The organism is Streptomyces sp. RKND-216 (assembly GCF_004795255.1).
In the GTDB taxonomy this organism is placed as follows: domain Bacteria; phylum Actinomycetota; class Actinomycetes; order Streptomycetales; family Streptomycetaceae; genus Streptomyces; species Streptomyces hazeniae.
In genome coordinates this window covers 541,067-561,655 of record NZ_SSBQ01000002.1, presented here as the reverse complement: position 1 = coordinate 561,655, position 20,589 = coordinate 541,067, and the positions used below count along the sequence as shown (strand labels likewise).

The 20,589-nt window shown below is 72.3% G+C and carries 19 protein-coding genes; 15 read left to right on the top strand and 4 right to left on the bottom strand.

What is annotated here, in order from left to right; all coding sequences use genetic code 11:
- Window positions 1-11: 11 nt before the first annotated feature.
- The 6 genes from E4198_RS02765 to E4198_RS02740 all read left to right on the top strand — a co-directional run bounded on the left by E4198_RS02765 (window position 12) and on the right by E4198_RS02740 (window position 5,184).
- Entirely contained in the window at window positions 12-1,157 is a 1,146-nt protein-coding gene (locus E4198_RS02765) for an ROK family glucokinase (RefSeq protein WP_136181721.1), read from the top strand.
- Window positions 1,154-1,717 carry a hypothetical protein gene (locus E4198_RS02760; protein WP_136181720.1) on the top strand — a complete coding sequence of 188 codons (564 nt, stop codon included), beginning with the start codon at window positions 1,154-1,156 and terminating at the stop codon, window positions 1,715-1,717. The genes E4198_RS02765 and E4198_RS02760 overlap by 4 nt, the downstream gene beginning before the upstream one ends.
- 78 nt (window positions 1,718-1,795) lie before the next feature.
- On the top strand, window positions 1,796-3,094 hold the full coding sequence (locus E4198_RS02755) for an alpha/beta fold hydrolase (RefSeq protein ID WP_136181719.1): 1,299 nt from the start codon (window positions 1,796-1,798) through the stop codon (window positions 3,092-3,094).
- A gap of 93 nt (window positions 3,095-3,187) precedes the next feature.
- Entirely contained in the window at window positions 3,188-3,844 is a 657-nt protein-coding gene (locus tag E4198_RS02750) for an MBL fold metallo-hydrolase (protein WP_136181718.1), read from the top strand.
- Between the two features lie 10 nt (window positions 3,845-3,854).
- Window positions 3,855-4,634, top strand: a complete 780-nt coding sequence (locus E4198_RS02745) for an exodeoxyribonuclease III (protein WP_136181717.1) — start codon at window positions 3,855-3,857, stop codon at window positions 4,632-4,634.
- Window positions 4,635-4,740: 106 nt separating this feature from the next.
- Window positions 4,741-5,184 (top strand): DUF6278 family protein, encoded by a 444-nt coding sequence (locus E4198_RS02740; protein ID WP_136181716.1) that lies wholly within the window; start codon window positions 4,741-4,743, stop codon window positions 5,182-5,184.
- Here the strand turns inward: E4198_RS02740 and E4198_RS02735 are convergent.
- The gene (locus tag E4198_RS02735) at window positions 5,160-5,945 is read right to left on the bottom strand and encodes a hypothetical protein (RefSeq protein WP_136181715.1); all 786 of its coding nucleotides are present in this window, start codon (window positions 5,943-5,945) and stop codon (window positions 5,160-5,162) included. The two genes, E4198_RS02740 and E4198_RS02735, sit on opposite strands and share 25 nt — an antisense overlap.
- A 111-nt stretch (window positions 5,946-6,056) precedes the next feature.
- Here E4198_RS02735 and ggt point away from each other — a divergent pair, with 111 nt between their 5' ends.
- Entirely contained in the window at window positions 6,057-7,877 is a 1,821-nt protein-coding gene (ggt, locus tag E4198_RS02730; protein WP_136181714.1) for a gamma-glutamyltransferase, read from the top strand.
- A 322-nt stretch (window positions 7,878-8,199) separates the two neighbouring features.
- A complete protein-coding gene (locus E4198_RS02720; protein ID WP_136181713.1) occupies window positions 8,200-9,153 on the top strand; it encodes an IS481 family transposase in 954 nt (317 codons plus the stop codon).
- Here the strand turns inward: E4198_RS02720 and E4198_RS02715 are convergent.
- Window positions 9,150-10,106 carry an IS481 family transposase gene (locus tag E4198_RS02715; protein ID WP_136181712.1) on the bottom strand — a complete coding sequence of 319 codons (957 nt, stop codon included), beginning with the start codon at window positions 10,104-10,106 and terminating at the stop codon, window positions 9,150-9,152. The two genes, E4198_RS02720 and E4198_RS02715, sit on opposite strands and share 4 nt — an antisense overlap.
- Before the next feature lie 378 nt (window positions 10,107-10,484).
- Here E4198_RS02715 and E4198_RS02710 point away from each other — a divergent pair, with 378 nt between their 5' ends.
- Genes E4198_RS02710 through E4198_RS02690 form a run of 5 tightly spaced genes read left to right on the top strand, consistent with a single transcriptional unit; the run spans window position 10,485 to window position 16,731 of the window.
- Window positions 10,485-11,327 carry a nitrilase-related carbon-nitrogen hydrolase gene (locus tag E4198_RS02710; RefSeq protein ID WP_136181711.1) on the top strand — a complete coding sequence of 281 codons (843 nt, stop codon included), beginning with the start codon at window positions 10,485-10,487 and terminating at the stop codon, window positions 11,325-11,327.
- Window positions 11,328-11,374: 47 nt separating this feature from the next.
- Window positions 11,375-12,655, top strand: coding sequence for an aspartate aminotransferase family protein (locus E4198_RS02705; protein WP_136185151.1), 1,281 nt, complete (start codon window positions 11,375-11,377; stop codon window positions 12,653-12,655).
- The gene (gene hydA / locus E4198_RS02700; RefSeq protein WP_136181710.1) at window positions 12,652-14,061 is read left to right on the top strand and encodes a dihydropyrimidinase; all 1,410 of its coding nucleotides are present in this window, start codon (window positions 12,652-12,654) and stop codon (window positions 14,059-14,061) included. Before E4198_RS02705 ends, hydA begins: the two co-directional genes overlap by 4 nt.
- A 57-nt stretch (window positions 14,062-14,118) precedes the next feature.
- On the top strand, window positions 14,119-15,150 hold the full coding sequence (locus E4198_RS02695; protein ID WP_136181709.1) for a TIGR03842 family LLM class F420-dependent oxidoreductase: 1,032 nt from the start codon (window positions 14,119-14,121) through the stop codon (window positions 15,148-15,150).
- A gap of 9 nt (window positions 15,151-15,159) precedes the next feature.
- Window positions 15,160-16,731: an NCS1 family nucleobase:cation symporter-1 gene (locus E4198_RS02690; RefSeq protein ID WP_136181708.1), complete on the top strand. Its 1,572-nt coding sequence runs from the start codon at window positions 15,160-15,162 to the stop codon at window positions 16,729-16,731.
- On the opposite strand, the gene E4198_RS24760 is transcribed toward E4198_RS02690, so the two are convergent.
- Both E4198_RS24760 and E4198_RS02685 read right to left on the bottom strand, forming a co-directional pair.
- On the bottom strand, window positions 16,725-16,883 hold the full coding sequence (locus E4198_RS24760) for a hypothetical protein (RefSeq protein WP_168711354.1): 159 nt from the start codon (window positions 16,881-16,883) through the stop codon (window positions 16,725-16,727). The two genes, E4198_RS02690 and E4198_RS24760, sit on opposite strands and share 7 nt — an antisense overlap.
- Before the next feature lie 136 nt (window positions 16,884-17,019).
- Window positions 17,020-17,775 (bottom strand): Sir2 family NAD-dependent protein deacetylase, encoded by a 756-nt coding sequence (locus tag E4198_RS02685; protein ID WP_136181707.1) that lies wholly within the window; start codon window positions 17,773-17,775, stop codon window positions 17,020-17,022.
- A gap of 22 nt (window positions 17,776-17,797) precedes the next feature.
- Here E4198_RS02685 and E4198_RS02680 point away from each other — a divergent pair, with 22 nt between their 5' ends.
- Window positions 17,798-19,684: a gamma-glutamyltransferase gene (locus E4198_RS02680; protein ID WP_136181706.1), complete on the top strand. Its 1,887-nt coding sequence runs from the start codon at window positions 17,798-17,800 to the stop codon at window positions 19,682-19,684.
- A gap of 74 nt (window positions 19,685-19,758) precedes the next feature.
- Entirely contained in the window at window positions 19,759-20,577 is an 819-nt protein-coding gene (locus E4198_RS02675) for an inositol monophosphatase family protein (protein WP_136181705.1), read from the top strand.
- Window positions 20,578-20,589 lie beyond the last annotated feature (12 nt).

Below are 20,589 nucleotides of genomic sequence, written 5' to 3'. Positions count from 1 at the left end.
GAGGCCGGGCCGTGAGCAGCCGCGGCGACCGCGTCTACCGGCGTGCCACCACCGGCACCAGCGCGCTGCGCACGGTCAGCACCCGCGAACGGCGCTCGCCGCACTCCGCGCCCCGCGTGCCCACCGTCGGCATCGACATCGGCGGCACCAAGGTCATGGCCGGGGTGGTGGACGCCGACGGGCAGATCCTGGAACGGGTGCGCACCGAGACCCCCGACAAGTCCAAGAGCCCCAAGGTCGTCGAGGACACCATCGCGGAACTCGTGCTGGACCTCTCCGACCGGCACGACGTGCACGCCGTCGGCATCGGCGCCGCCGGCTGGGTGGACGCCGACCGTTCCCGCGTGCTCTTCGCCCCGCACCTCGCCTGGCGCGACGAACCGCTCAAGGACGCCCTCACCTCCCGCCTCGCCGTGCCGGTGATGGTCGACAACGACGCCAACACCGCCGCCTGGGGCGAGTGGCGCTTCGGCGCCGGGCGAGGCGAGGACCACCTCGTCATGATCACCCTCGGCACCGGGATCGGCGGCGCCATCCTGGAGGACGGACGGGTCAAGCGCGGCAAGTACGGCGTCGCCGGCGAGTTCGGCCACATGCAGGTCGTGCCCTCCGGCCACCGCTGCCCCTGCGGGAACCGCGGCTGCTGGGAGCAGTACAGCTCCGGCAACGCCTTGGTCCGCGAGGCCCGCGAACTCGCCGCCGCCGAGTCGCCGGTCGCCTACGGCATCCTCGACGAGGTCGGTGGCCGGGTGGAGGAGATCACCGGCCCGCTCATCACCGACCTTGCCCGGCGCGGGGACGCCATGTGCGTCGAACTGCTCCAGGAGATCGGCCACTGGCTCGGCATCGGCATCGCCAACCTCGCCGCCGCCCTCGACCCGTCCTGCTTCGTCATCGGCGGCGGCGTCAGCGCCGCCGACGACCTGCTGATCGGGCCCGCCCGGGACGCCTTCCGCCGCCACCTCACCGGACGCGGCTACCGCCCCGAGGCACGGCTGGCCAAGGCACAGCTCGGCCCCGAGGCCGGCATGGTCGGCGCCGCCGACCTCGCCCGGCTCGTCGCCCGCCGCTTCCGTCGCGCCAACCGGCGCCGCCTGGAACGCTACGAACGCTACGAACGCGCCGCCGACAACATCCGCCGGGCGGTGGGCCAGTGAGAACCACCGCCCCGCCCGCCGTCCCACCCGCCGACCGGCCCCCGCACCGCCCCAAGCACCGCGTGCTGGCGTTGTGCGTCGTGGTCCTGCTCATCGCGATCCCCGCCGGCTACCTGGTGCAGTCCGCCTTCGTCAGCCGGGACAGCGGCGAGAACAAGCAGCGCGAGGCCGCCCTGAGCAACCTGCACTACGAATGGCCCAGCAAGGTGCAGCGACGCGTCTACGAGGTGCCGATCCCCAAGGGCTCCAGCTACGTGGCCTACTGGGAGTCCAACGCCTGGGAGAAGAGCAGCCTGCACGTCCAGTTCCGCACCTCCTGGAAGAACCTCGCACGCTTCCTCCGCGACGTCGGTACCGACCGCGAGGCGCTGCGCGAGGGCGAGGTCGCCATCAGCCGGGAACAGGCCGAGCGGGTCGGCTGGGACCTGCGCGCCGACGGCCGCACCTACGCGGGCGTGGTGCACGAGCAGCCCGCGCCCGCGCCCGACCTGCGCATCACCGTCGACACCACGCCCGACAAACGCCCCCGCGTCTACGTCGTCTCCACCGTCGGCTTCTGACCGGGCCCCGGCACCGCGTCCGGGAAGCTCCGCCACCCGGGGCGCGGGGCACGCCGCGCGGTCGATACCGTGACCCGGGTGAGCGAGACCAAGACCCTCCAGTACCGGACCGACGGCCCTGACGGCGCGCCGCTGATCGTCCTCGGTCCCGCCCTCGGCGCGACGTGGCACATGTGGGATCGCCAGATCCCCGAGCTGACCCGGCACCGGCGGGTACTGCGCTTCGACTTCCCCGGGCACGGCGGCGCCCCCGCCCACCCGGCCCTGTCTGCGGCCGAACTCGCCGAGCGGCTGATCGGCACCCTCGACGCCCTCGGGGTGGAGCGCTTCGCTTACGCCGGCTGCTCGCTCGGCGGCGCCGTCGGCGCCGAACTGGCCCTCGCCCACCCGCACCGCGTCTCGTCGCTCGCGCTGCTGTCCTCCGCGCCGCGCTACGGCACCCCGGACGCCTGGCGGCAGCGCGGCGTGGTGATCCGTACGAACGGGCTGGACCCGGTGGCCCGCAGCACCCCGGAGCGCTGGTTCACGCCGGGCTTCGCCACCGCGCAGCCCGCGATCGTCGACTGGGCCGTGCAGATGGTCCGCACCACCGACCCGGGCTGCTACATCGCGGCCTGCGAGGCGCTGGCCGCGTTCGACATCCGCGACGCCCTGCCCCGCATCGGCGTGCCCGCCCTGGTGGTGGCCGGGGCCGACGACCGCGTCACACCGCCCTCCGACGCCCGCGCCCTGGTCGCCGGCATCCCGGACGCGCGTCTCGCCCTGGTGCCCGGCGCCTCCCACCTGGTGCCGGTCGAGCAGCCCGCCGCCGTCACCGACCTGCTCGTCACCCACCTCGGCAACGAGACGCCCGGCGAGCCGCAGCGCGGCACCGGCCGACCGCAGCCGGTGGGGGCGCCCCCGGCCCTGCGGCCGGTGATGCCCCCGCCGCCGCCCGTGGCCCTCGCCGAACTGGAGGCGGGCGCCTCCGCGGCCGTACGCCGCGACCCGTACGAAGCGGGGCTCAAGGTGCGGCGCGAGGTGCTCGGCGACGGCTTCGTGGACCGCGCGCTGGCGGAGGCCGACGACGTCACACGCGACTTCGAGGACTTCGCCACCCGCTACGCCTGGGGCGAGGTCTGGGACCGGCCGGGCATCGACCGCCGCACCCGCTCCGTGGTCACCCTCACCGCGCTCACCGCCGGCGGCCACCTCGACGAGCTGGCCCTCCACGTGCGGGCCGCGCTGCGCAACGGCCTGACACCGGTGGAGATCACCGAGGTGCTGCTGCACGTCGGCGTCTACTGCGGCCTTCCCGCCGCGCGGGCCGCCTTCGCCGTCGCCCGGGACGTCGTCCGAGAGGAGACCGCCCCCGAGGACGGCCCGGGCGATGTCTGAGACCGGCCGACATCCCGCGCGGCGTGCGCGGCTGCGGGATGTGCGCGGCATGCGGGACGTGCGGGACCAGAGGGGCGGTACACAATGGCCCGCATGGAGCTGATGAAGAAGGGCCACGCCTGCGTACGGCTGACGAAGGAGGGCCGCACCCTCGTCATCGACCCCGGCGGCTTCTCCGAGGAGGACGCCGCGCTCGGCGCCGACGCCGTCCTGGTCACCCACGAGCACCCCGACCACTTCGACGCCGGGCGGCTGCGCACCGCGATGGAGGCCAACCCCGCCGCCGAGATCTGGACGCTCCGCAGCGTCGCCGAGAAGCTCGTCGGCGCCTTCCCCGGCCGGGTCCACACCGTCGGCCACGGCGACGTGGTCGACGCCGCCGGGTTCGAGGTCGAGGTGCACGGCGAGCTGCACGCGGTCATTCATCCCGACATCCCCCGCATCACCAACGTGGGCTACGTCGTCGACGGAGCCGTCTTCCACCCCGGGGACGCCCTGACCGTGCCCGGTCGTGAGGTGGACACGTTGCTGCTGCCGGTCCACGCCCCGTGGAGCAAGGTCTCCGAGGTCATCGACTACCTGCGCGAGGTACGGCCGCGGCTGGCCTACGACGTGCACGACGGCCTGCTCTCGCAGAACGCGCACGGTGTCTACGGGCGGATGCTGGGCCCGGACGGGCCCGGTGTCGGCGGTGCCGCGCACACGCGGCTGGAACCGGGCGACTCCGTCGTCGTCAGTGCCGGGCGGTAGGTTTGCGGGCATGCGCATCGCCACCTGGAACGTGAACTCCGTCGGGGCCCGCCTGCCCCGTCTGCTGGACTGGCTCGAGTCCGCCGCGCCGGACGTGGTGTGCCTCCAGGAGCTCAAGTGCGACACCGACGCCTTCCCGGACGCGGAGCTGCGCGAGCGGGGTTACGAGTCGGCCACCCTGTGCTCGGGGCGGTGGAACGGCGTGGCCGTGCTCTCCCGCGTGGGCCTGACCGACGCGGTGCCCGGGTTGCCCGGCGGCCCTGACTACGACGGCGGTCAGGAGGCCCGCGCGATCACCGCCACCTGCGACGGCGTGCGCGTGACCTCGGTGTACGTGCCGAACGGCCGCGAGGTGGGCCACCCGCACTTCGCCTACAAGCTCCAGTGGCTGGAGGCGCTGCGCAAGGCCGCCGAGCCGGACGCCGCCGGGCCGCGGCCGTACGCCGTGCTCGGCGACTTCAACGTCGCCCCCACCGACGAAGACGTCTACGACGTCGCCGCCTTCGAGGGTTCCACGCACGTCACGGAGGAGGAGCGGGCGGCGCTGGCCGCACTGCGCGACGCCGGCCTGTCCGATGTCTTCCCGCGGCCGCTGAAGTACGACCACCCGTTCACCTACTGGGACTACCGGCAGCTGTGCTTCCCCAAGAACCGCGGCATGCGCATCGACCTGGTGTACGGCAACGCGCCGTTCACCTCGGCCGTACGGGACGCCTACGTCGACCGGGAGGCCCGCAAGGGCAAAGGGCCGTCCGACCACGCCCCGGTCGTCGTGGACCTGGGGCTCTGAGACCGCCCGCCCCCGGACGGCGGGCGGGCGGTGCGGGATTACCGGCGGATGCCCCGGGCCGCGCGCCCTGTGGTGCAGACCGCACGCGGGGTGACACGCTGGCGGTATGCACATTCCATTCCTCGAGCACTGGCGCAGGCGGCACGGCGACGCCCCGCACGGCACGGGCTTCGCGAACGCGCTCTCCGACGACCCCGAGGGTGTCGCCGAGGTGCTCTCGGAGTGCGAGCTGCTGCGTGACCACGCAGAACGCGCCGGCGTCGAACTGGACGACTCCGCCGAGTCGCTGGCCGCCCTCGACCAGCTCTTCCCGCTGTGGCGCGACGACACGGAAGCCGCTAACTGGCTCGGCAGCGACGCCGGCCTCTACCTGGGCACGGTGCTGGTGCGGACCGTGCCCGGCTCCTCCTGGCAGCTGTGGGAGACCGGCCAGCCGATCGTCCGCCTGCCGTCCGGGCTCGAGGTGGACGTGCTGGAGGAGGGCCGCGCGTGGGCGGCCACCGGCACCCCCGAACTCGCCCAGCTCTACGCGGAACTGTCCGACGACTGAGCTTCGCGCTCTTCCACCGGCTCCTCGTCGGCCGGCCGGGGAGCGCGCGTGGTCGCCGCCCGCGTCACGTCCCCGACCAGCTCGACCACGTCCGGTCCGTAGGCCGAGGAGTTGAGCACCTTCAGCAGCAGGCAGAATGTGCCCTTCCGCGCGTACTTGCGGATCAGCCGCGTCTCGTGGCGGGCCAGGTAGCGCGCCGCCGCCTGGTTCGTGATGCCCGTCTGTCCGGCGATGAGGAACACCGGCCGGGTCTCCTCGCCGCCGCCGGCGGTGAGCCGGGCCAGCAGCACGTGTTCGGCGCCGCCCTTGTCCATGACGTACCGCTCGCCGCCGACGGTGAACGCCGCCCGCCCGGGGCCCGGTTCGGCGTCCGTGTTCACCAGGACGCCGGGGAGGAGCGACTGCAGGTGCGCCGCCGTGCGGGCGTTGGACGCGGGCCCGCCGACGCAGAACTCGGTGCGCTCCCCGAAACCCTGCAGCGCGGTGTCGTGCGTGACGATGTCGGCGTGCGCTCCGCAGTCCTTGATCAGGGCGGAGATCTCCAGCAGGGCGAAGACGTCGCGTCGCGCCACCGACCAGGAGGCCGCGGCCGGATCGCGGTTGACCACCAGCAGGCACTCGGAGTGCGGCAGCAGCCCGTAGAACCGCTGTCTGCGGCGGAGTCTGCGCCGCCACAGGTACGTGCGGGCGAACCAGCCGAGAGCCGCTGTGATGCCCGCGGCCAGTATCCCGAGCACGATCTCGCGCATGTCATCTGTCATGAGGCGGGAGAGTACATGTCACGAGTTTCGGCGGGTCCGGGCCGGGATGCAGACGCCGGGGAGGAGCCGGGTCTACGCTGCGCGCACGCACGTGACTGGAGGTTTCCTCGGATGCGCCGTCGTCGTTCCGTCCGCCTGTCGGCCCTGATCACCGCAGTGGCGGCAGTGGGTTCCCTGTCCGTCGCGGCCGCGCCGGCCGCACCGCCGCCGTCCGACCGCGGGACGCCGCCCAAGGAGCCGGTCGCCGTCGGCTACGGCGGCGCCGTGGCGAGCGTCGATCCCGAGGCCTCGGCCATCGGCGTCGACGTGCTGAGACGAGGCGGCAACGCCGTCGACGCGGCCGTGGCCACCGCCGCCGCGCTCGGTGTCACCGAGCCGTTCTCCGCCGGAATCGGCGGCGGCGGCTACTTCGTCTACTTCGACGCCGACAGCGGCCGCGTCCACACCCTCGACGGCCGCGAACGCGCCCCGCTGAGCGCCGACGAGACGCTGTTCCTGGAGAACGGCGAGCCGCTGCCGTTCGACGAAGCCGTCACCAGCGGGCTCAGCGTCGGCACCCCCGGCACCCCCGCCACCTGGGACGCCGCCCTCGACGAGTGGGGCACCACGTCGCTGCGCAAGGCCGTCAGGCCCGCGGCGAAGCTCGCCCACCGCGGCTTCACCGTCGACGAGACCTTCCGCTCTCAGGTCGCCGACAACGAGAAGCGGTTCCGCGACTTCCCCGCCAGCGCCGAACTGTTCCTTCCCGGCGGCGAACTCCCCGAGGTCGGCTCCACGATCCGCAACAAGGACCTGGCCCGCACGTACACCACGCTCGGCCGTCGGGGCGTGGACGCCTTCTACCGGGGCCCGCTCGCCCGCGACATCGCCGACACCGTCCAGGACCCGAAGGTGGCCGAGGGCGCCGACCGCGTCGTGCGGCCCGGCGACATGACGGCGCGCGACCTGCGCGAGTACGACGTGGAGTTCCAGGACCCGACGCACGTCGACTACCGCGGACTGGACGTGTACGGCATGGCGCCGTCGTCCTCCGGCGGCACCACCGTCGGCGAGGCGCTGAACATCATGGAGAACCAGGACCTCTCCGATGCGTCGAAGAAGGAGTTCCTGCACCACTACCTGGAGGCCAGCAAGCTCGCCTACGCCGACCGCGGCCGGTGGCTCGGCGACGCGGCCTACGAGGACGTGCCCGTCGAGGGCCTGCTGTCGCAGGAGTTCGCCGACGCCCGCGCCTGCCTCGTCGACGACGAGAAGGCGCTGAAGAGCCCGGTCGCCTTCGGCGACCCGCGCGACCCGGCAGGCTGCGAGCGCGGCGACCAGGTCGCCCCGCTCACCTACGAGGGCACCAGCACCACGCACCTGACGACCGCCGACCGGTGGGGCAACGTCGTGTCGTACACCCTCACCATCGAGCAGATCGGCGGCAGCGCGATGACCGTGCCCGGCCGCGGTTTCCTGCTCAACAACGAGCTGACCGACTTCTCCTTCGCCCCGGCGGCTGAGGACGTGCCCGACCCGAACCTCCCCGGCCCCGGCAAGCGTCCCCGCTCGTCGATGTCGCCCACCATCGTGCTGGAGGACGGCAAGGCCGCCTTCGCCCTCGGCTCGCCGGGCGGCTCCACCATCATCACCACGGTGCTCCAGACCCTGGTCAACCGCGTCGACCGCGACATGAGCCTCCCCGAGGCCATCGCCGCGCCGCGTGCCACCCAGCGCAACACCGAGGAGACGCTGCTGGAGAAGGACCTGTACGACAGCTCCGTGCGCGGCGAACTGGAGGACATGGGCCACCTGTTCGCGGAGACCGGCGAGATCGGCGCCGCCACCGGCATCGAGCGCCTGGGCCGTGGCAAGTGGCTGGCCGCCGCCGAGCCGGAGCGCCGCGGCGCCGGCTCCGCCATGGTTCCCCACCCGGTGCGCCAGGAGCGGTGACGCGCCGCCTTCCCCGTCGACCGCCCTAGGGCACGTTTCGAAAGTCCCGCCTGCGGGGCGGCGCCATGCACGCCCATCTGCTGCGTTGTCGGTCGTCAGCGCAGCCCGCTGCGCTTTCCTCCCTCCGCCTTGCATCTGCACGCACCTGACGCCGCCCCGCCCGCCCTCCGGGCGGACGGCGCTACTTTCGAAACACGCCCTAGGTGTGTTGTCCCGGCACGTTGGTGACAGGCGACACGCTGCTTGTGGTCCTTGCATGAGGTGAGGGCCTTCTGGTTCCGGTGTGGATTGCGACATCTACGCCGAACGCCAGGAGGCCCTCGTGTCCCACCGTAACGCCCCGTTGACTCCGACCGGTCGCCTGCGTCTGGCCCGTTGTGTCGTGGACGACGGGTGGCCGCTGCGGCGGGCAGCCGAGCGGTTCCAGGTCGCTCACACCACCGCCGCCCGCTGGGCAGGCCGCTACCGCCGGCACGGCGAAGCCGGAATGTGTGACCGCTCCAGCCGCCCCCACCACTGCCCACGGCAGACCGTTCCCGAGCTGGAGAACCGCGTGCTGCAACTGCGGCGCGAGCACCGCATCGGCCCTCTGCGACTGGCCGTCCGCACGGGCCTGGCGCCTTCCACCTGCCACCGCATCCTGCACCGCCACCACATGCCCGCACTCGCGACGCTGGACCGCGCCACCGGCGAGCCGATACGCCGCTACGAACACGAGCGACCCGGTGAACTGATCCACATCGATGTCAAGAAACTCGGCCGTATCCCCGACGGCGGCGGCCACAAGGTCCTGGGCCGGGCAGCCGGACGCAAGAACCGCACCCAGACCGGCTACGCCTTCCTGCACACGGCGCTGGACGACCACACACGACTCGCCTACACCGAGGACCTGCCCGATGAGAGGGCCAACACCTGCGCCGGCTTCCTCACCCGCGCTACGGCCTGGTTCGCAGCGCGGGGCATCACCGTTGAGCGGGTGCTGACCGACAACGCCTGGTCCTACACCAAGAACACCTGGCGCGACACCTGCCGTGACCTGGGCATCAGCCCCCGCTGGACGCGGCCCTGGCGACCCCAGACCAACGGAAAGGTCGAACGCTTCCACCGCACCCTGCTGGAAGAATGGGCCTACCACCAGCCCTACACCTCAGAAGCCGAACGCCAAGCCGCCTTCCCCCACTGGCTCGACTGGTACAACTACCACCGACCCCACACCGGCATCAGCGGCAACGTGCCAGCCAGCCGCGTCACCAACCTCACCGAACAACACACCTAGGTGTATTGACCCGGAGCGTTGTTCACACGGCTGATCGGTGGCTGGCCGCCGAGTGCGGTGTGGCAGCGGTGGTGGTTGTAGGTGTGCAGGAAGTCTTGCAGAGCTGCGGTCCGCTGCTCGTTGCTGGTGTAGGGCCGCAGGTAGGCCCATTCGTCGAGCAGGGTGCGGTTGAAGCGTTCGACCTTGCCGTTGGTCTGCGGTCGGTAAGGGCGGGTGCGTTTGCTGGTGGCGCCGAGGTAGGTCAGGGACTGCTTCCAGAGGGTGCTCTTGCGGTAGGACCAGGCGTTGTCGGTCAGCACCCTTTCGATGCGGTCGATGCCGAGGGCGGCGAAGTGGGCGGCGGCTCGGCGGAGGAAGCCTGCGCAGGTGGCGGCCTTCTCGTCGGGGTGGACCTCGCTGTAGGCGAGGCGGGTGTAGTCGTCGACGACGGAGTGGATGTAGTCGAAGCCGACTCCGGTCTTGGTCAGGCGGCTTTCCGCGCGGCCGTGGACACGCCAGCCGCCGCCGTCGGGAATCCGCCCGAGTTTCTTCACGTCCACGTGCACCAGCTCGCCGGGCCGCTCGCGTTCGTAGCGGCGAATGATGCGCCCGGTTGGCCGGTCCATCCAGGCCAGCCGGTGCAGGCCGTGCCGGGTGAGGATCCGGTGCACGGTCGAGGGCGGCATGCCCAGGATCGGGCCGATGCGGGCGGGTCCGAGTTTGCGTTCGGTCCGCAGCCGGCAGACCCGTGCTTCGGTATCGGCATCGGTGCGGTGCGGTGTCGTGTGCGGGCGGCTGGGGCGGTCACACAAGCCCGGCTCGCCCTCGGCTCGCCACCGGTGGACCCACTTGTGGGCCGTGGCCCGGGATATGCCCATCTCCGCAGCCACATGGGCCACCGGGCGGCCGGAACGGACACGATCGACCAGCAGACGCCTGCCCAAAGGAGTCAGACGGGCATTACGGTGGGACACGAAGGCCTCCGTGCGGTGAAGATTCGACACCTCCACCACACACGGAGGCCTTCGCCATGATCAAGACCTGTGAGTGTCAACAACGCTCATGAGCAATACACCTAGGAGGTCGACCGCTCCAGGAGAGGTCCCAGCACCCGCGCCGCCAGGGGTGTGTGGTCCGTGCCCGTCGCAGGGCACGGACCACACACCCCTGGCGGCGCGGGAACTGCTCCGTACGCCGTACACCGGGAAGATCGTTCCGGCGACCTCGCGTCGATGCCCTTGCCACCGTCGGTGACGGGATCTACGGTCGCATCCTCACGCTGATCTACGCGAGTCGATCCGCGTGTTCGTACCGCGGGGCCATCGCCTACGCCCGGACTCGAGGAGCAGCTCATGCCCGACATCGTGCGCGCCGCACTCGTACAGGCCACCTGGACCGGCGACACCGAGTCGATGATCGACAAGCACGAGCAGCACGCCCGGGAGGCGGCCCGGCAGGGCGCGAGAGTGATCGGCTTCCAGGAGGTCTTCAACGCGCCGTACTTCTGCCAGGTGCAGGACCCCGAGCACTACAAGTGGGCGGAGCCGGTACCCGACGGGCCGACCGTGCGGCGGATGCAGGACCTCGCCCGCGAGTTGAGCATGGTGATCGTCGTACCGGTTTTCGAGGTCGAGCAGTCGGGCTTCTACTACAACACCGCGGCCGTCATCGACGCCGACGGCACGGTGCTCGGCACCTACCGCAAGCACCACATCCCACAGGTCAAGGGCTTCTGGGAGAAGTACTACTTCAAGCCCGGCAACCTCGGCTGGCCCGTCTTCGACACGGCGGTGGGCAAGGTCGGCGTCTACATCTGCTACGACCGCCACTTCCCGGAGGGCTGGCGCGCGCTCGGCCTGGCCGGGGCGCAGCTCGTCTACAACCCCTCCGCCACCTCCCGCGGCCTGTCCGCCTATCTGTGGCAGCTGGAACAGCCGGCCGCCGCGGTCGCCAACGAGTACTTCATCGCCGCCATCAACCGCGTCGGTCAGGAGGAGTACGGCGACAACGACTTCTACGGCACCAGCTACTTCGTCGACCCGCGCGGCCAGTTCGTCGGCGAGGTCGCCAGCGACAAGGAGGAGGAACTCGTCGTCCGCGACCTGGACATGTCGATGATCGACGAGGTCCGGCAGCAGTGGGCCTTCTACCGCGACCGGCGGCCGGACGCCTACGACGGGCTGGTGCAGCCGTGAGTGACCTGCACTCCGCGGGCGACCTGCACCACCGGCACCGGGCCGTGATGCCGGACTGGCTCGCCCTCTACTACGACCGTCCGATGGAGATCACCCACGGCGAGGGCCGTCACGTCTGGGACGCCGACGGCAACCGCTACCTGGACTTCTTCGGCGGCATCCTCACCACGATGACCGCCCACGCGCTGCCCGAGGTCACCAAGGCGGTCGCCGAACAGGCCGGGCGCATCCTGCACACCTCCACCCTCTACCTCGACCGCCACATGGTCGAGCTGGCCGAACGCGTCGCCGCCCTGTCCGGCATCCCCGACGCCCGGGTCTTCTTCACCACCTCCGGCACCGAGGCCAACGACGCCGCCCTCCTGCTGGCGACCACGTACCGTCGCTCCAACCAGGTGCTGGCGCTGCGCAACAGCTACCACGGCCGTTCCTTCTCCGCCGTCGGCATCACCGGCAACAGCGCCTGGTCACCCACCAGCCTCTCCCCGCTCCAGACGCTCTACGTGCACGGCGGCGTGCGCAGCCGCGGCCCCTACGCGCACTTGGACGACGACGCGTTCACCGCCGCCTGTGTGGCGGACCTGCGGGACATGCTGGGGCAGACGCGCGGGGGAGTGGCGGCGCTGATCGCCGAGCCCGTGCAGGGGGTCGGCGGCTTCACCTCCGGCCCGGACGGGTTGCTCGCCGCGTTCCGCGAGGTGCTCGACGCGCACGGCATCCTGTGGATCTCCGACGAGGTGCAGACCGGCTGGGGCCGTACCGGGGACCACTTCTGGGGCTGGCAGGCCCACGACCGGGCCGGGCCGCCCGACATGCTGACGTTCGCCAAGGGCATCGGCAACGGCATGTCCGTCGGCGGCGTCGTCGCCCGTGCCGAGGTGATGAACTGTCTGGACGCCAACTCCATCTCCACCTTCGGCGGCAGCCCGGTCACCATGGCCGCCGCGAAAGCCAACCTCAACCACCTCCTCGAACACGACCTCCAGGGCAACGCCCGCCGCGTCGGCGGCCTGCTGCTGGAACGGCTCCGTGCCGCCGTCGCCGGCCTGGACGTCGTCCGCGAGGTACGCGGCCGCGGCCTGATGATCGGCCTCGAACTGGTCCGCCCCGGCACCGACGAGCCCTCGCCGGAGGCCGCCTCCCTCATCCTGGAGGCCGCCCGCGAAGGCGGACTGCTCATCGGCAAGGGCGGCAGCCACCTCGGCAGCGTGCTGCGCATCGCCCCGCCGCTGTCACTGACCGTCGCCGAGGCGGAGGAGGGCGCCGGAATCCTGCAGCGCGCCCTGGAGACGGCGCAGACCCGACTCGAAGGGAACGCACGCGCATGAGCAGCAGCAACCGCACGGTCGTCCGGGGCGGGCTGGTCGTCACCGCCGCCGACGAACTCCACGCCGACGTGCTGATCGAGGACGGCCGCGTCGCCGCGCTCGCCGCACACGGCAGCGAGGCCGCCGCCGGCTGGACCGCCGGGAACGTCATCGACGCGACGGGCAGGTACGTGCTGCCGGGCGGCGTCGACGTGCACACCCACATGGAGCTGCCGTTCGGCGGCACCTTCGCCTCCGACACCTTCGAGACCGGCACCCGCGCCGCCGCGTGGGGCGGCACCACCACCATCGTCGACTTCGCCGTCCAGACCCAGGGGCACGCGCTGCGCGAGGGTTTGGACCAGTGGCATGCCAAGGCCGACGCCAAGTGCGCGATCGACTACGCCTTCCACATGATCGTCTCCGACGTCAACGACGCGACGCTCAAGGAGATGGACCTGCTCGTGGAGGAGGGCATCACCTCCTTCAAGCTGTTCATGGCCTACCCCGGCGTCTTCTACAGCGACGACGGCCAGATCCTGCGCGCCATGCAGCGCGGCGCCGACAACGGCGCCCTCACGATGATCCACGCCGAGAACGGCATCGCCATCGACGTCCTGGTGCAGCAGGCGCTGGACGCGGGCCGTACCGATCCGCGTCACCACGGCGAGGTCCGCAAGGTGCTGCTGGAGGCGGAGGCCACCCACCGCGCCATTCAGCTCGCCCGCGTCGCCGGCGCACCGCTGTACGTCGTGCACGTCTCCGCCGAGGAGGCCGTCGCCGAACTCGCCGCCGCCCGGGACAAGAACCTCCCCGTCTTCGGGGAGACCTGCCCGCAGTACCTCTTCCTGTCCACCGACAATCTGGCGGAACCCGACTTCGAGGGTGCCAAGTACGTGTGCAGCACCCCGCTGCGCCCCCGTGAGCACCAGGCCGCGCTGTGGCGGGGCCTGCGCACCGACGACCTCCAGGTGGTCTCCACGGACCACTGCCCGTTCTGCTTCAACGGCCAGAAGGAACTGGGCCGCGGCGACTTCTCCAAGATCCCCAACGGCATGCCGGGCGTCGAGCACCGCATGGACCTGCTGCACCAGGCGGTGCTGGACGGCCACATCAGCCGGCGCCGCTGGATCGACATCGCCTGCGCGACCCCGGCGCGGATGTTCGGCCTCTACCCGAAGAAGGGCACCATCGCCCCCGGCTCGGACGCCGACATCGTCCTCTACGACCCCACCGCCGAGCAGACCCTCTCGGTGGAGACCCACCACATGAACGTCGACTACTCCGCCTACGAGGGCAAGCGCGTCACCGGACAGGTTGAGACGGTGCTCTCCCGCGGCCGCACCGTCATCGACCGGCGGGAGTACACCGGCCACGCCGGCCACGGCCAGTACACCCCGCGCGGCACCTGCCAGTTCCTCGCCTGACCCGGAACGGCCCCGGGAATCCCCCGGGGCCCGGCACCCGACAGGAGACCACCGACCATGGACTTCGGCCTCGTCCTGCAGACCGACCCGCCCGGCGCCGCGACCGTCGGCCTGATGCGCCGCGCCGAGCGCAACGGCTTCCGCTACGGCTGGACGTTCGACTCCGCCGTGCTCTGGCAGGAGCCGTACGTCATCCACAGCCGCATCCTGGCCAACACCCAGCGGCTGATCGTCGGCCCCATGGTGACCAACCCGGGCACCCGCACCTGGGAGGTCACCGCCTCCACCTTCGCCACGCTCAACGAGATGTACGGCAACCGCACCGTCTGCGGCATCGGCCGCGGCGACTCCGCGATGCGCGTCGCCGGGCGCAAGCCCAACACTCTCGCGCGGCTCAGCGAGGCCATGTCCGTCATCCGTGACCTGGCCGAGGGCCGCGAGGCCGTCGTCGACGGCACTCCGCTCCGGCTGCCCTGGGTGGCCGGCTCCCGGCTGCCGGTCTGGATGGCCGCCTACGGCCCCAAGGCGCTCGCGATGGCCGGACGCGAGGCCGACGGCTTCATCCTGCAGCTCGCCGATCCCTACCTCACCGAGTGGATGGTCAAGGCCGTACGGCAGGCCGCGGCCGACGCCGGACGCGACCCCGACGCGGTCACCGTGTGCGTCGCCGCCCCCGCCTACGTCACCGAGGACGCGAGCGACGCGGCGATGGCCCACGCCCGCGAACAGTGCCGCTGGTTCGGCGGCATGGTCGGCAACCACGTCGCCGACCTCGTCGCCCGCTACGGCGAGGAGTCCTCCCTCGTCCCCGCCGCGCTGACCTCCTACATCAAAGCGCGGCACGGCTACGACTACGCCCACCACGGGAGGGCCGGCAATCCCGACACCGAGTTCGTGCCGGACGAGATCGTCGACCGCTTCTGCCTCGTCGGTCCCGTGGAGACGCACCTGGAACGGCTGCGCGCCCTGCGGGAACTCGGCGTCGACCAGTTCGCCGTGTACGCCATGCACGACGCCCGGGAAGCGGTCGTCGACGCCTACGGCGAGCACATCGTCCCCGTCCTGCACGACGGACCCGCGACCTCGTGAGGTGAACGCATGACCGGCACCGTCCCCGCGAAGTCAGGCCGGCCGTCCGACGGCGGTAACGCCACGCCGGACGGCCGGGTGGAGCTGCCGCCCGGCGCGATACCCGCGGACAGCCGCTTCGCCAACGCCGACCTGTACCCCGTGCCGGTCGCCGAACGCCGCTGGACGACCTACAACTTCGCCGCCCTGTGGGTCGGCATGGCCGTCAACATCCCCTCCTGGACGCTCGCCTCCGGCCTCATCGCGCTCGGCATGGACTGGAAACAGGCCGTGCTCACCATCGCGCTGGCCAACGTCATCGTGCTGCTGCCGATGCTGCTCACCGGTCACGCCGGACCGAAGTACGGCATCCCCTTCCCCGTCCTGGCCCGCGCCTCGTTCGGCGTGGTCGGCGCGAACCTGCCCGCGCTGTTGCGCGGCCTCGTCGCCTGCGCCTGGTTCGGTATCCAGACCTGGATCGGCGGCCAGTCCATCTTCTTCCTCGCCGGGAAGATCTTCGGCGAGGGCAGCTGGTGGGTGCTGGCGGGGGAGACCTTCGGCTATCCGTGGACGCAGTGGCTGTCGTTCCTGCTGTTCTTCCTCATCGAGGTCCTGGTCATCGTCCGCGGCATGGATGCCGTCCGCCGCCTGGAGAACTGGGCGGCGCCGTTGATGCTCCTCGGCGCACTGGCGCTGCTGTGGTGGATCGCCGACAAGGCGGGCGGGCTCGGCCCGCTGCTCGACCAGCCCTCGCAGCTCGGCTGGGGCGCCGACTTCTGGCCGGTCTTCTTCCCCGCCCTGATGGGCATGATCGGCTTCTGGTCCACCCTGTCGCTCAACATCCCCGACTTCACCCGCTTCGGCGCCGGCCAGCGTTCCCAGGTGTGGGGCCAGACCCTCGGGCTGCCGACGACCATGGCCGCGTTCGCCCTGCTCTCCGTCCTGGTCACCTCGGGCTCGCAGGCCGTCTACGGCGAACCCGTCTGGGACCCCAGCCAGTTGGCCGCGCGGATGGACAGCACGGTCGGCGTGCTCTTCGCGCTGTTCGTCGTCCTGATGGCGACGCTGAGCACCAACATCGCCGCGAACCTGGTCAGTCCCGCCTACGACCTGTCCAACCTCGCGCCGCGCCTGATCACCTTCCGCACCGGCGCGCTGCTGGCCTGCGTCATCGGCGTCGTCATCTTCCCGTGGAAGCTGATCGAGAACCCGTCGGTCTACATCTTCACCTGGCTCGGCACCGTCGGTGGACTGCTCGGCACGGTCGGCGGCATCCTCATCGCCGACTACTGGCTGGTGCGCCGTACCCGGCTCGAAGTGGCCGACCTCTACCGCCCGGACGGCGTGTACTGGTACAGCGGCGGCTGGAACTGGCGTGCCCTCATCGCCTTCGCGGCCGGCGGCACGCTCGCGGTGGGCGGCTCCTCGTCCGCCCCGGGCTCCGGCCCCTTCCCCGCGGAGGGCCTGATCCCCGTGCTGGAGCCGCTCGTCGACTACGGCTGGGCCGTCGGCCTCAGCAGCTCCGCCTTGCTCTACCTCGTGCTGACGGCCGCCTTCCGTCCGCGCGGTGCCGGACGGAAGACGGCCGCGGGACCTCAGTAACCGTTGGGGTCCAGCACGTTGACGAAGAGCGAATTGCGCTGCGTGCCGCCGAGGGGGACGCTCTGGGGGACGACCTTGGCGTAGTAGGCGCTCGCGTTGGTGACGCGGCTGTTGCCGATGTAGATGCCGGTGTGGTCGAGGTCGCCGTACATCGCGGTCTCCCCGCGGGGCCGGGCGGCGGATCACTCCCGGGAGTTTGTCGTCTCACACGAAAAAGAATGGGCATGACAACAATCCTGTGCGGTGGCCCGCTTCGGCAGGGGCACCCGGCCCGGCAGACGCCGCCCCTCAGCCCTCGGCGAGCGCGTCCAGCAGGGCGGGCAGGGCGATGCCGATCGGGTCCCGGACGACCTCGGTCGCCAGCGCGTCGTACGGCGTCGGCTCCGCGTTGACGATGATCAGCCGGGCGCCGTGCTCGGCGGCCAGCCCGGCCAGCGACGCGGCGGGCTGCACCTGGAGGCTCGTGCCGACCGCGACGAACACGTCGCACGCCTTCGCCACGGCCATCGCCTGCGACAGCACCTCCGGGTGCAGGGCCTGACCGAACATCACCGTCGCCGACTTGAGGATGCCGCCGCAGCTCTCGCACGCCGGGTCGGCCTCGCCCGCCTCGACCCGTGCCAGCGCGTCCGCCATCGTGCCGCGTGCGTCGCAGCCGGTGCACACCACCGTCCGCGACGTGCCGTGCAGCTCCAGCACCTTCCGCTCCGGAACGCCGGCCAACTGGTGCAGCCCGTCCACGTTCTGCGTGATGACCCGTACCGGCGTGCCCGAGCGCTCCAGCCGGGCCACCGCCTCGTGCGCCTCGTTCGGCTTCGCCGCCCACACCGGGCTGTCCCGCCGCATCCGCCAGGAGCGGCGCCGCACGTCCGCGTCGGCCATGTAGGAGCCGTAGGTGACGAGCTTCTCCGCCTCCGGGTCCCGCTTCCACAGCCCCTGCGGCCCCCGGTAGTCCGGAATGCCCGAGTCGGTGGAGATCCCCGCCCCGCTGAGGATCGCCACCAGCGGGCGTTTCCCCAGCTCCGTGCTCTCGTCCGCGCTCATACCGGAAGCGTACGCTCCGGGCATGTTCACCACCCGGCCCACGCTCCAGGGCACCTTCGGCATGGCCGCCGGAACCCACTGGCTCGCCGCCCAGACCGCCATGGCCGTCCTCGAGGACGACGGCAACGCCTTCGACGCGGCCGTCGCCGCGGGATTCGTCCTCCAGGTCGTCGAGCCGCACCTGAACGGCCCGGCCGGCGAGGTGCCGATCCTCCTCGCCCCCGCCGGGGGACCCGTGCGGGTCCTGTGCGGCCAGGGCGTCGCTCCGGCCGGGGCGACCGTCGCGCACTACACCGGACTCGGTCTCGACCTCGTCCCCGGCACCGGCCCCCTCGCCGCCGCCGTGCCCGGCGCCTTCGACGCCTGGCTCACGCTGCTCCGCGACCACGGCACCCGGTCGCTGCGCGAGGTGCTGACCTACGCCGTCGGGTACGCCGAACGCGGCCACCCGGCCGTCGAGCGGATCGGCGAGACCGTGGAGACGGTCCGCGAACTCTTCGAGACGGAGTGGACGGACTCCGCGGCGGTCTACCTGCCCGACGGCCGCGCACCGCGCCCCGGCGCGCTGCTCCGCAACCCCGCGCTCGCCCGCACCTGGCGGCGGCTGCTGGACGAGGCCGAAGCTGCCGGGCCGGGCCGCGAGCGGCAGATCGACGCCGCGCGGCGCGCCTGGCGCGAGGGTTTCGTCGCCGAGGCGCTGGCCGCGGCCGCCGCCAGTCCCACCATGGACACCTCCGGCGCACGCCACACCGGCACCCTCACCGGCGACGACCTCGCCGGCTGGCGCGCCACGTACGAGGACCCGGCCACGTACACCTGGAACGGCTGGACGGTCTGCAAGCCCGGGCCCTGGTCGCAGGGCCCCAGCCTCCTCCAGCAGCTCGCCCTGCTCCCCGACGACCTGCCCGAGGCGTACGGCAGCCCCGACTCCGTGCACCGTCTGGTGGAGGGCACCAAGCTCGCGATGGCCGACCGGGAGGCCTGGTACGGCGACGCCGACGGCGCGGAGCACGTGCCGCTCGCGGACCTGCTGTCGCCCGCGTACAGCGCCGGGCGCCGCCGCCTCGTCGGCGACACCGCCTCCCACGCGCTGCGCCCCGGCAGCCCTGGGGGCCGCACACCCCGGCTGCCCGCCGCCGCGCTCGCTGCCGACGGGCGCGGGCGCGGCGCCGCCGCGGGCACCGGCGAGCCGACCGTGCCGTCGCCCGTCGCCCCCGCGGACGATCGGGTGGGGAAGGGGGCCGCCACCCCGGACGGCACCACCCCGGACGGCGGCGGCCCCCACGTGGACCGGAACGGCCTCACCCGCGGCGACACCTGCCACATCGACGTCGTGGACCGCTGGGGCAACATGGTCAGCGCCACGCCCAGCGGCGGCTGGCTGCAGTCCAATCCGGTCATCCCCGAACTGGGCTTCCCGCTCGGCACCCGCCTCCAGATGGCCTGGCTGGAGCCCGGACTGCCCAACACCCTCACGCCCGGCCGCCGCCCGCGCACCACGCTGTCGCCCTCGCTCGCGCTCCGCGACGGGCGCCCCGTGCTGGCGTTCGGCACCCCTGGCGGCGACCAGCAGGACCAGTGGCAGCTGCACCTGCTCCTCGCCGCCGCCCTGCGCGCACCGGTGCGCGGCGGCCTCGACCTGCAAGGGGCCATCGACGCCCCCAACTGGCACACCGAGAGCTTCCCCGGCTCCTTCTACCCGCGCACGATGCGGCCCGGCTCCCTCGTGGTGGAGTCCCGGATCGGCGAAGGGGCCGTCGCCGCGCTGCGCGCCCGCGGCCACCGGGTCACCGTCGGCCCGCCGTGGTCCGAGGGCCGGCTCAGCGCCGTGGCCCGCGACCCCGAGACGGGTGTGCTCTCTGCCGCCGCCAACCCGCGCGGCATGCAGGGTTACGCGGTGGGCCGGTGAACGGGCGGCCCCCGTAGGAGGGGCGGCGTGCGGGGCGGGGCGCCCCCGTCGGCACGGCGTGCTTCCATGGAGGCATGATCGACGATGCCCTGGTGTCCGGAGCCGAAGAGGCGGTACGCGAAGCGGTGGCGGAGGAGGTCATGCCGCGGTGGCGCCGGCTCGCCACGCACGAGGTGCTGGAGAAGAGCGGCCCGCACGACCTGGTGACCATCGCCGACCGCAAGGCCGAGGAGCACCTCACCCGCGCCCTCACCGCTCTGCTTCCCGGCTCGGTGGTCGTCGGCGAGGAAGCCGTCCACGACGACCCCGTCCGGTACGAGGCACTGCGCGGCCCCGACCCGGTGTGGATCATCGACCCGGTCGACGGCACCCGGCAGTTCGTGCGCGGCGAGGACGGCTTCTGCACCCTGCTCGCCCTCGCCCAGCACGGCGAACTGCTCGCATCCTGGACGTACGTGCCGGCCCGCGGGGACATGGCCATCGCGCGCCGCCGCGGCGGCGCGCTGCTCAACGGCGAAGCCATGACAGCCGGTTCGCCGGCGCCGGGAGCAGTCCTCGAAGTCGCCACCTCGCACCCGGACTTCACCACCGAGGACCAGAAGCGCGCCCTGCTCGGGCTGCGCACGGACGGCGTCGCGCCGCGGCCGTGCGGTTCCGCCGGCCTGGAGTACCTGCGGGTGGCGCGTGGCGAGCTGGACGCCGTCGCCTTCTCCTGGGAGAGCGCCTGGGACCACGCGGCGGGCCTGCTGCTGGTGGCGGAGGCGGGCGGGGCGAGCAGCACGATCGCTGGGGACTCTTTCACACTCGCCGGGAACAACGCGCTTCCCTTCACCGTGGCGCGCGACGCGATGACCGCACGGCGTATCGTCGAGCTGTTGCAGACCGGCAGCTGACGCACAGGGGCG

Bases quoted from the DNA above. Each gene is read 5' to 3' on its own strand.
- E4198_RS02750 (WP_136181718.1), top strand. From the start codon at position 3,188: ATGGAGCTGATGAAGAAGGGCCACGCCTGCGTACGGCTGACGAAGGAG.
- E4198_RS02745 (WP_136181717.1), top strand. From the start codon at position 3,855: ATGCGCATCGCCACCTGGAACGTGAACTCCGTCGGGGCCCGCCTGCCC.
- E4198_RS02740 (WP_136181716.1), top strand. From the start codon at position 4,741: ATGCACATTCCATTCCTCGAGCACTGGCGCAGGCGGCACGGCGACGCC.
- E4198_RS02735 (WP_136181715.1), bottom strand. From the start codon at position 5,945: ATGACAGATGACATGCGCGAGATCGTGCTCGGGATACTGGCCGCGGGC.
- ggt (WP_136181714.1), top strand. From the start codon at position 6,057: ATGCGCCGTCGTCGTTCCGTCCGCCTGTCGGCCCTGATCACCGCAGTG.
- E4198_RS02710 (WP_136181711.1), top strand. From the start codon at position 10,485: ATGCCCGACATCGTGCGCGCCGCACTCGTACAGGCCACCTGGACCGGC.
- E4198_RS02705 (WP_136185151.1), top strand. From the start codon at position 11,375: ATGCCGGACTGGCTCGCCCTCTACTACGACCGTCCGATGGAGATCACC.
- hydA (WP_136181710.1), top strand. From the start codon at position 12,652: ATGAGCAGCAGCAACCGCACGGTCGTCCGGGGCGGGCTGGTCGTCACC.
- E4198_RS02695 (WP_136181709.1), top strand. From the start codon at position 14,119: ATGGACTTCGGCCTCGTCCTGCAGACCGACCCGCCCGGCGCCGCGACC.
- E4198_RS02690 (WP_136181708.1), top strand. From the start codon at position 15,160: ATGACCGGCACCGTCCCCGCGAAGTCAGGCCGGCCGTCCGACGGCGGT.
- E4198_RS24760 (WP_168711354.1), bottom strand. From the start codon at position 16,883: ATGTACGGCGACCTCGACCACACCGGCATCTACATCGGCAACAGCCGC.
- E4198_RS02685 (WP_136181707.1), bottom strand. From the start codon at position 17,775: ATGAGCGCGGACGAGAGCACGGAGCTGGGGAAACGCCCGCTGGTGGCG.
- E4198_RS02680 (WP_136181706.1), top strand. From the start codon at position 17,798: ATGTTCACCACCCGGCCCACGCTCCAGGGCACCTTCGGCATGGCCGCC.
- E4198_RS02675 (WP_136181705.1), top strand. From the start codon at position 19,759: ATGATCGACGATGCCCTGGTGTCCGGAGCCGAAGAGGCGGTACGCGAA.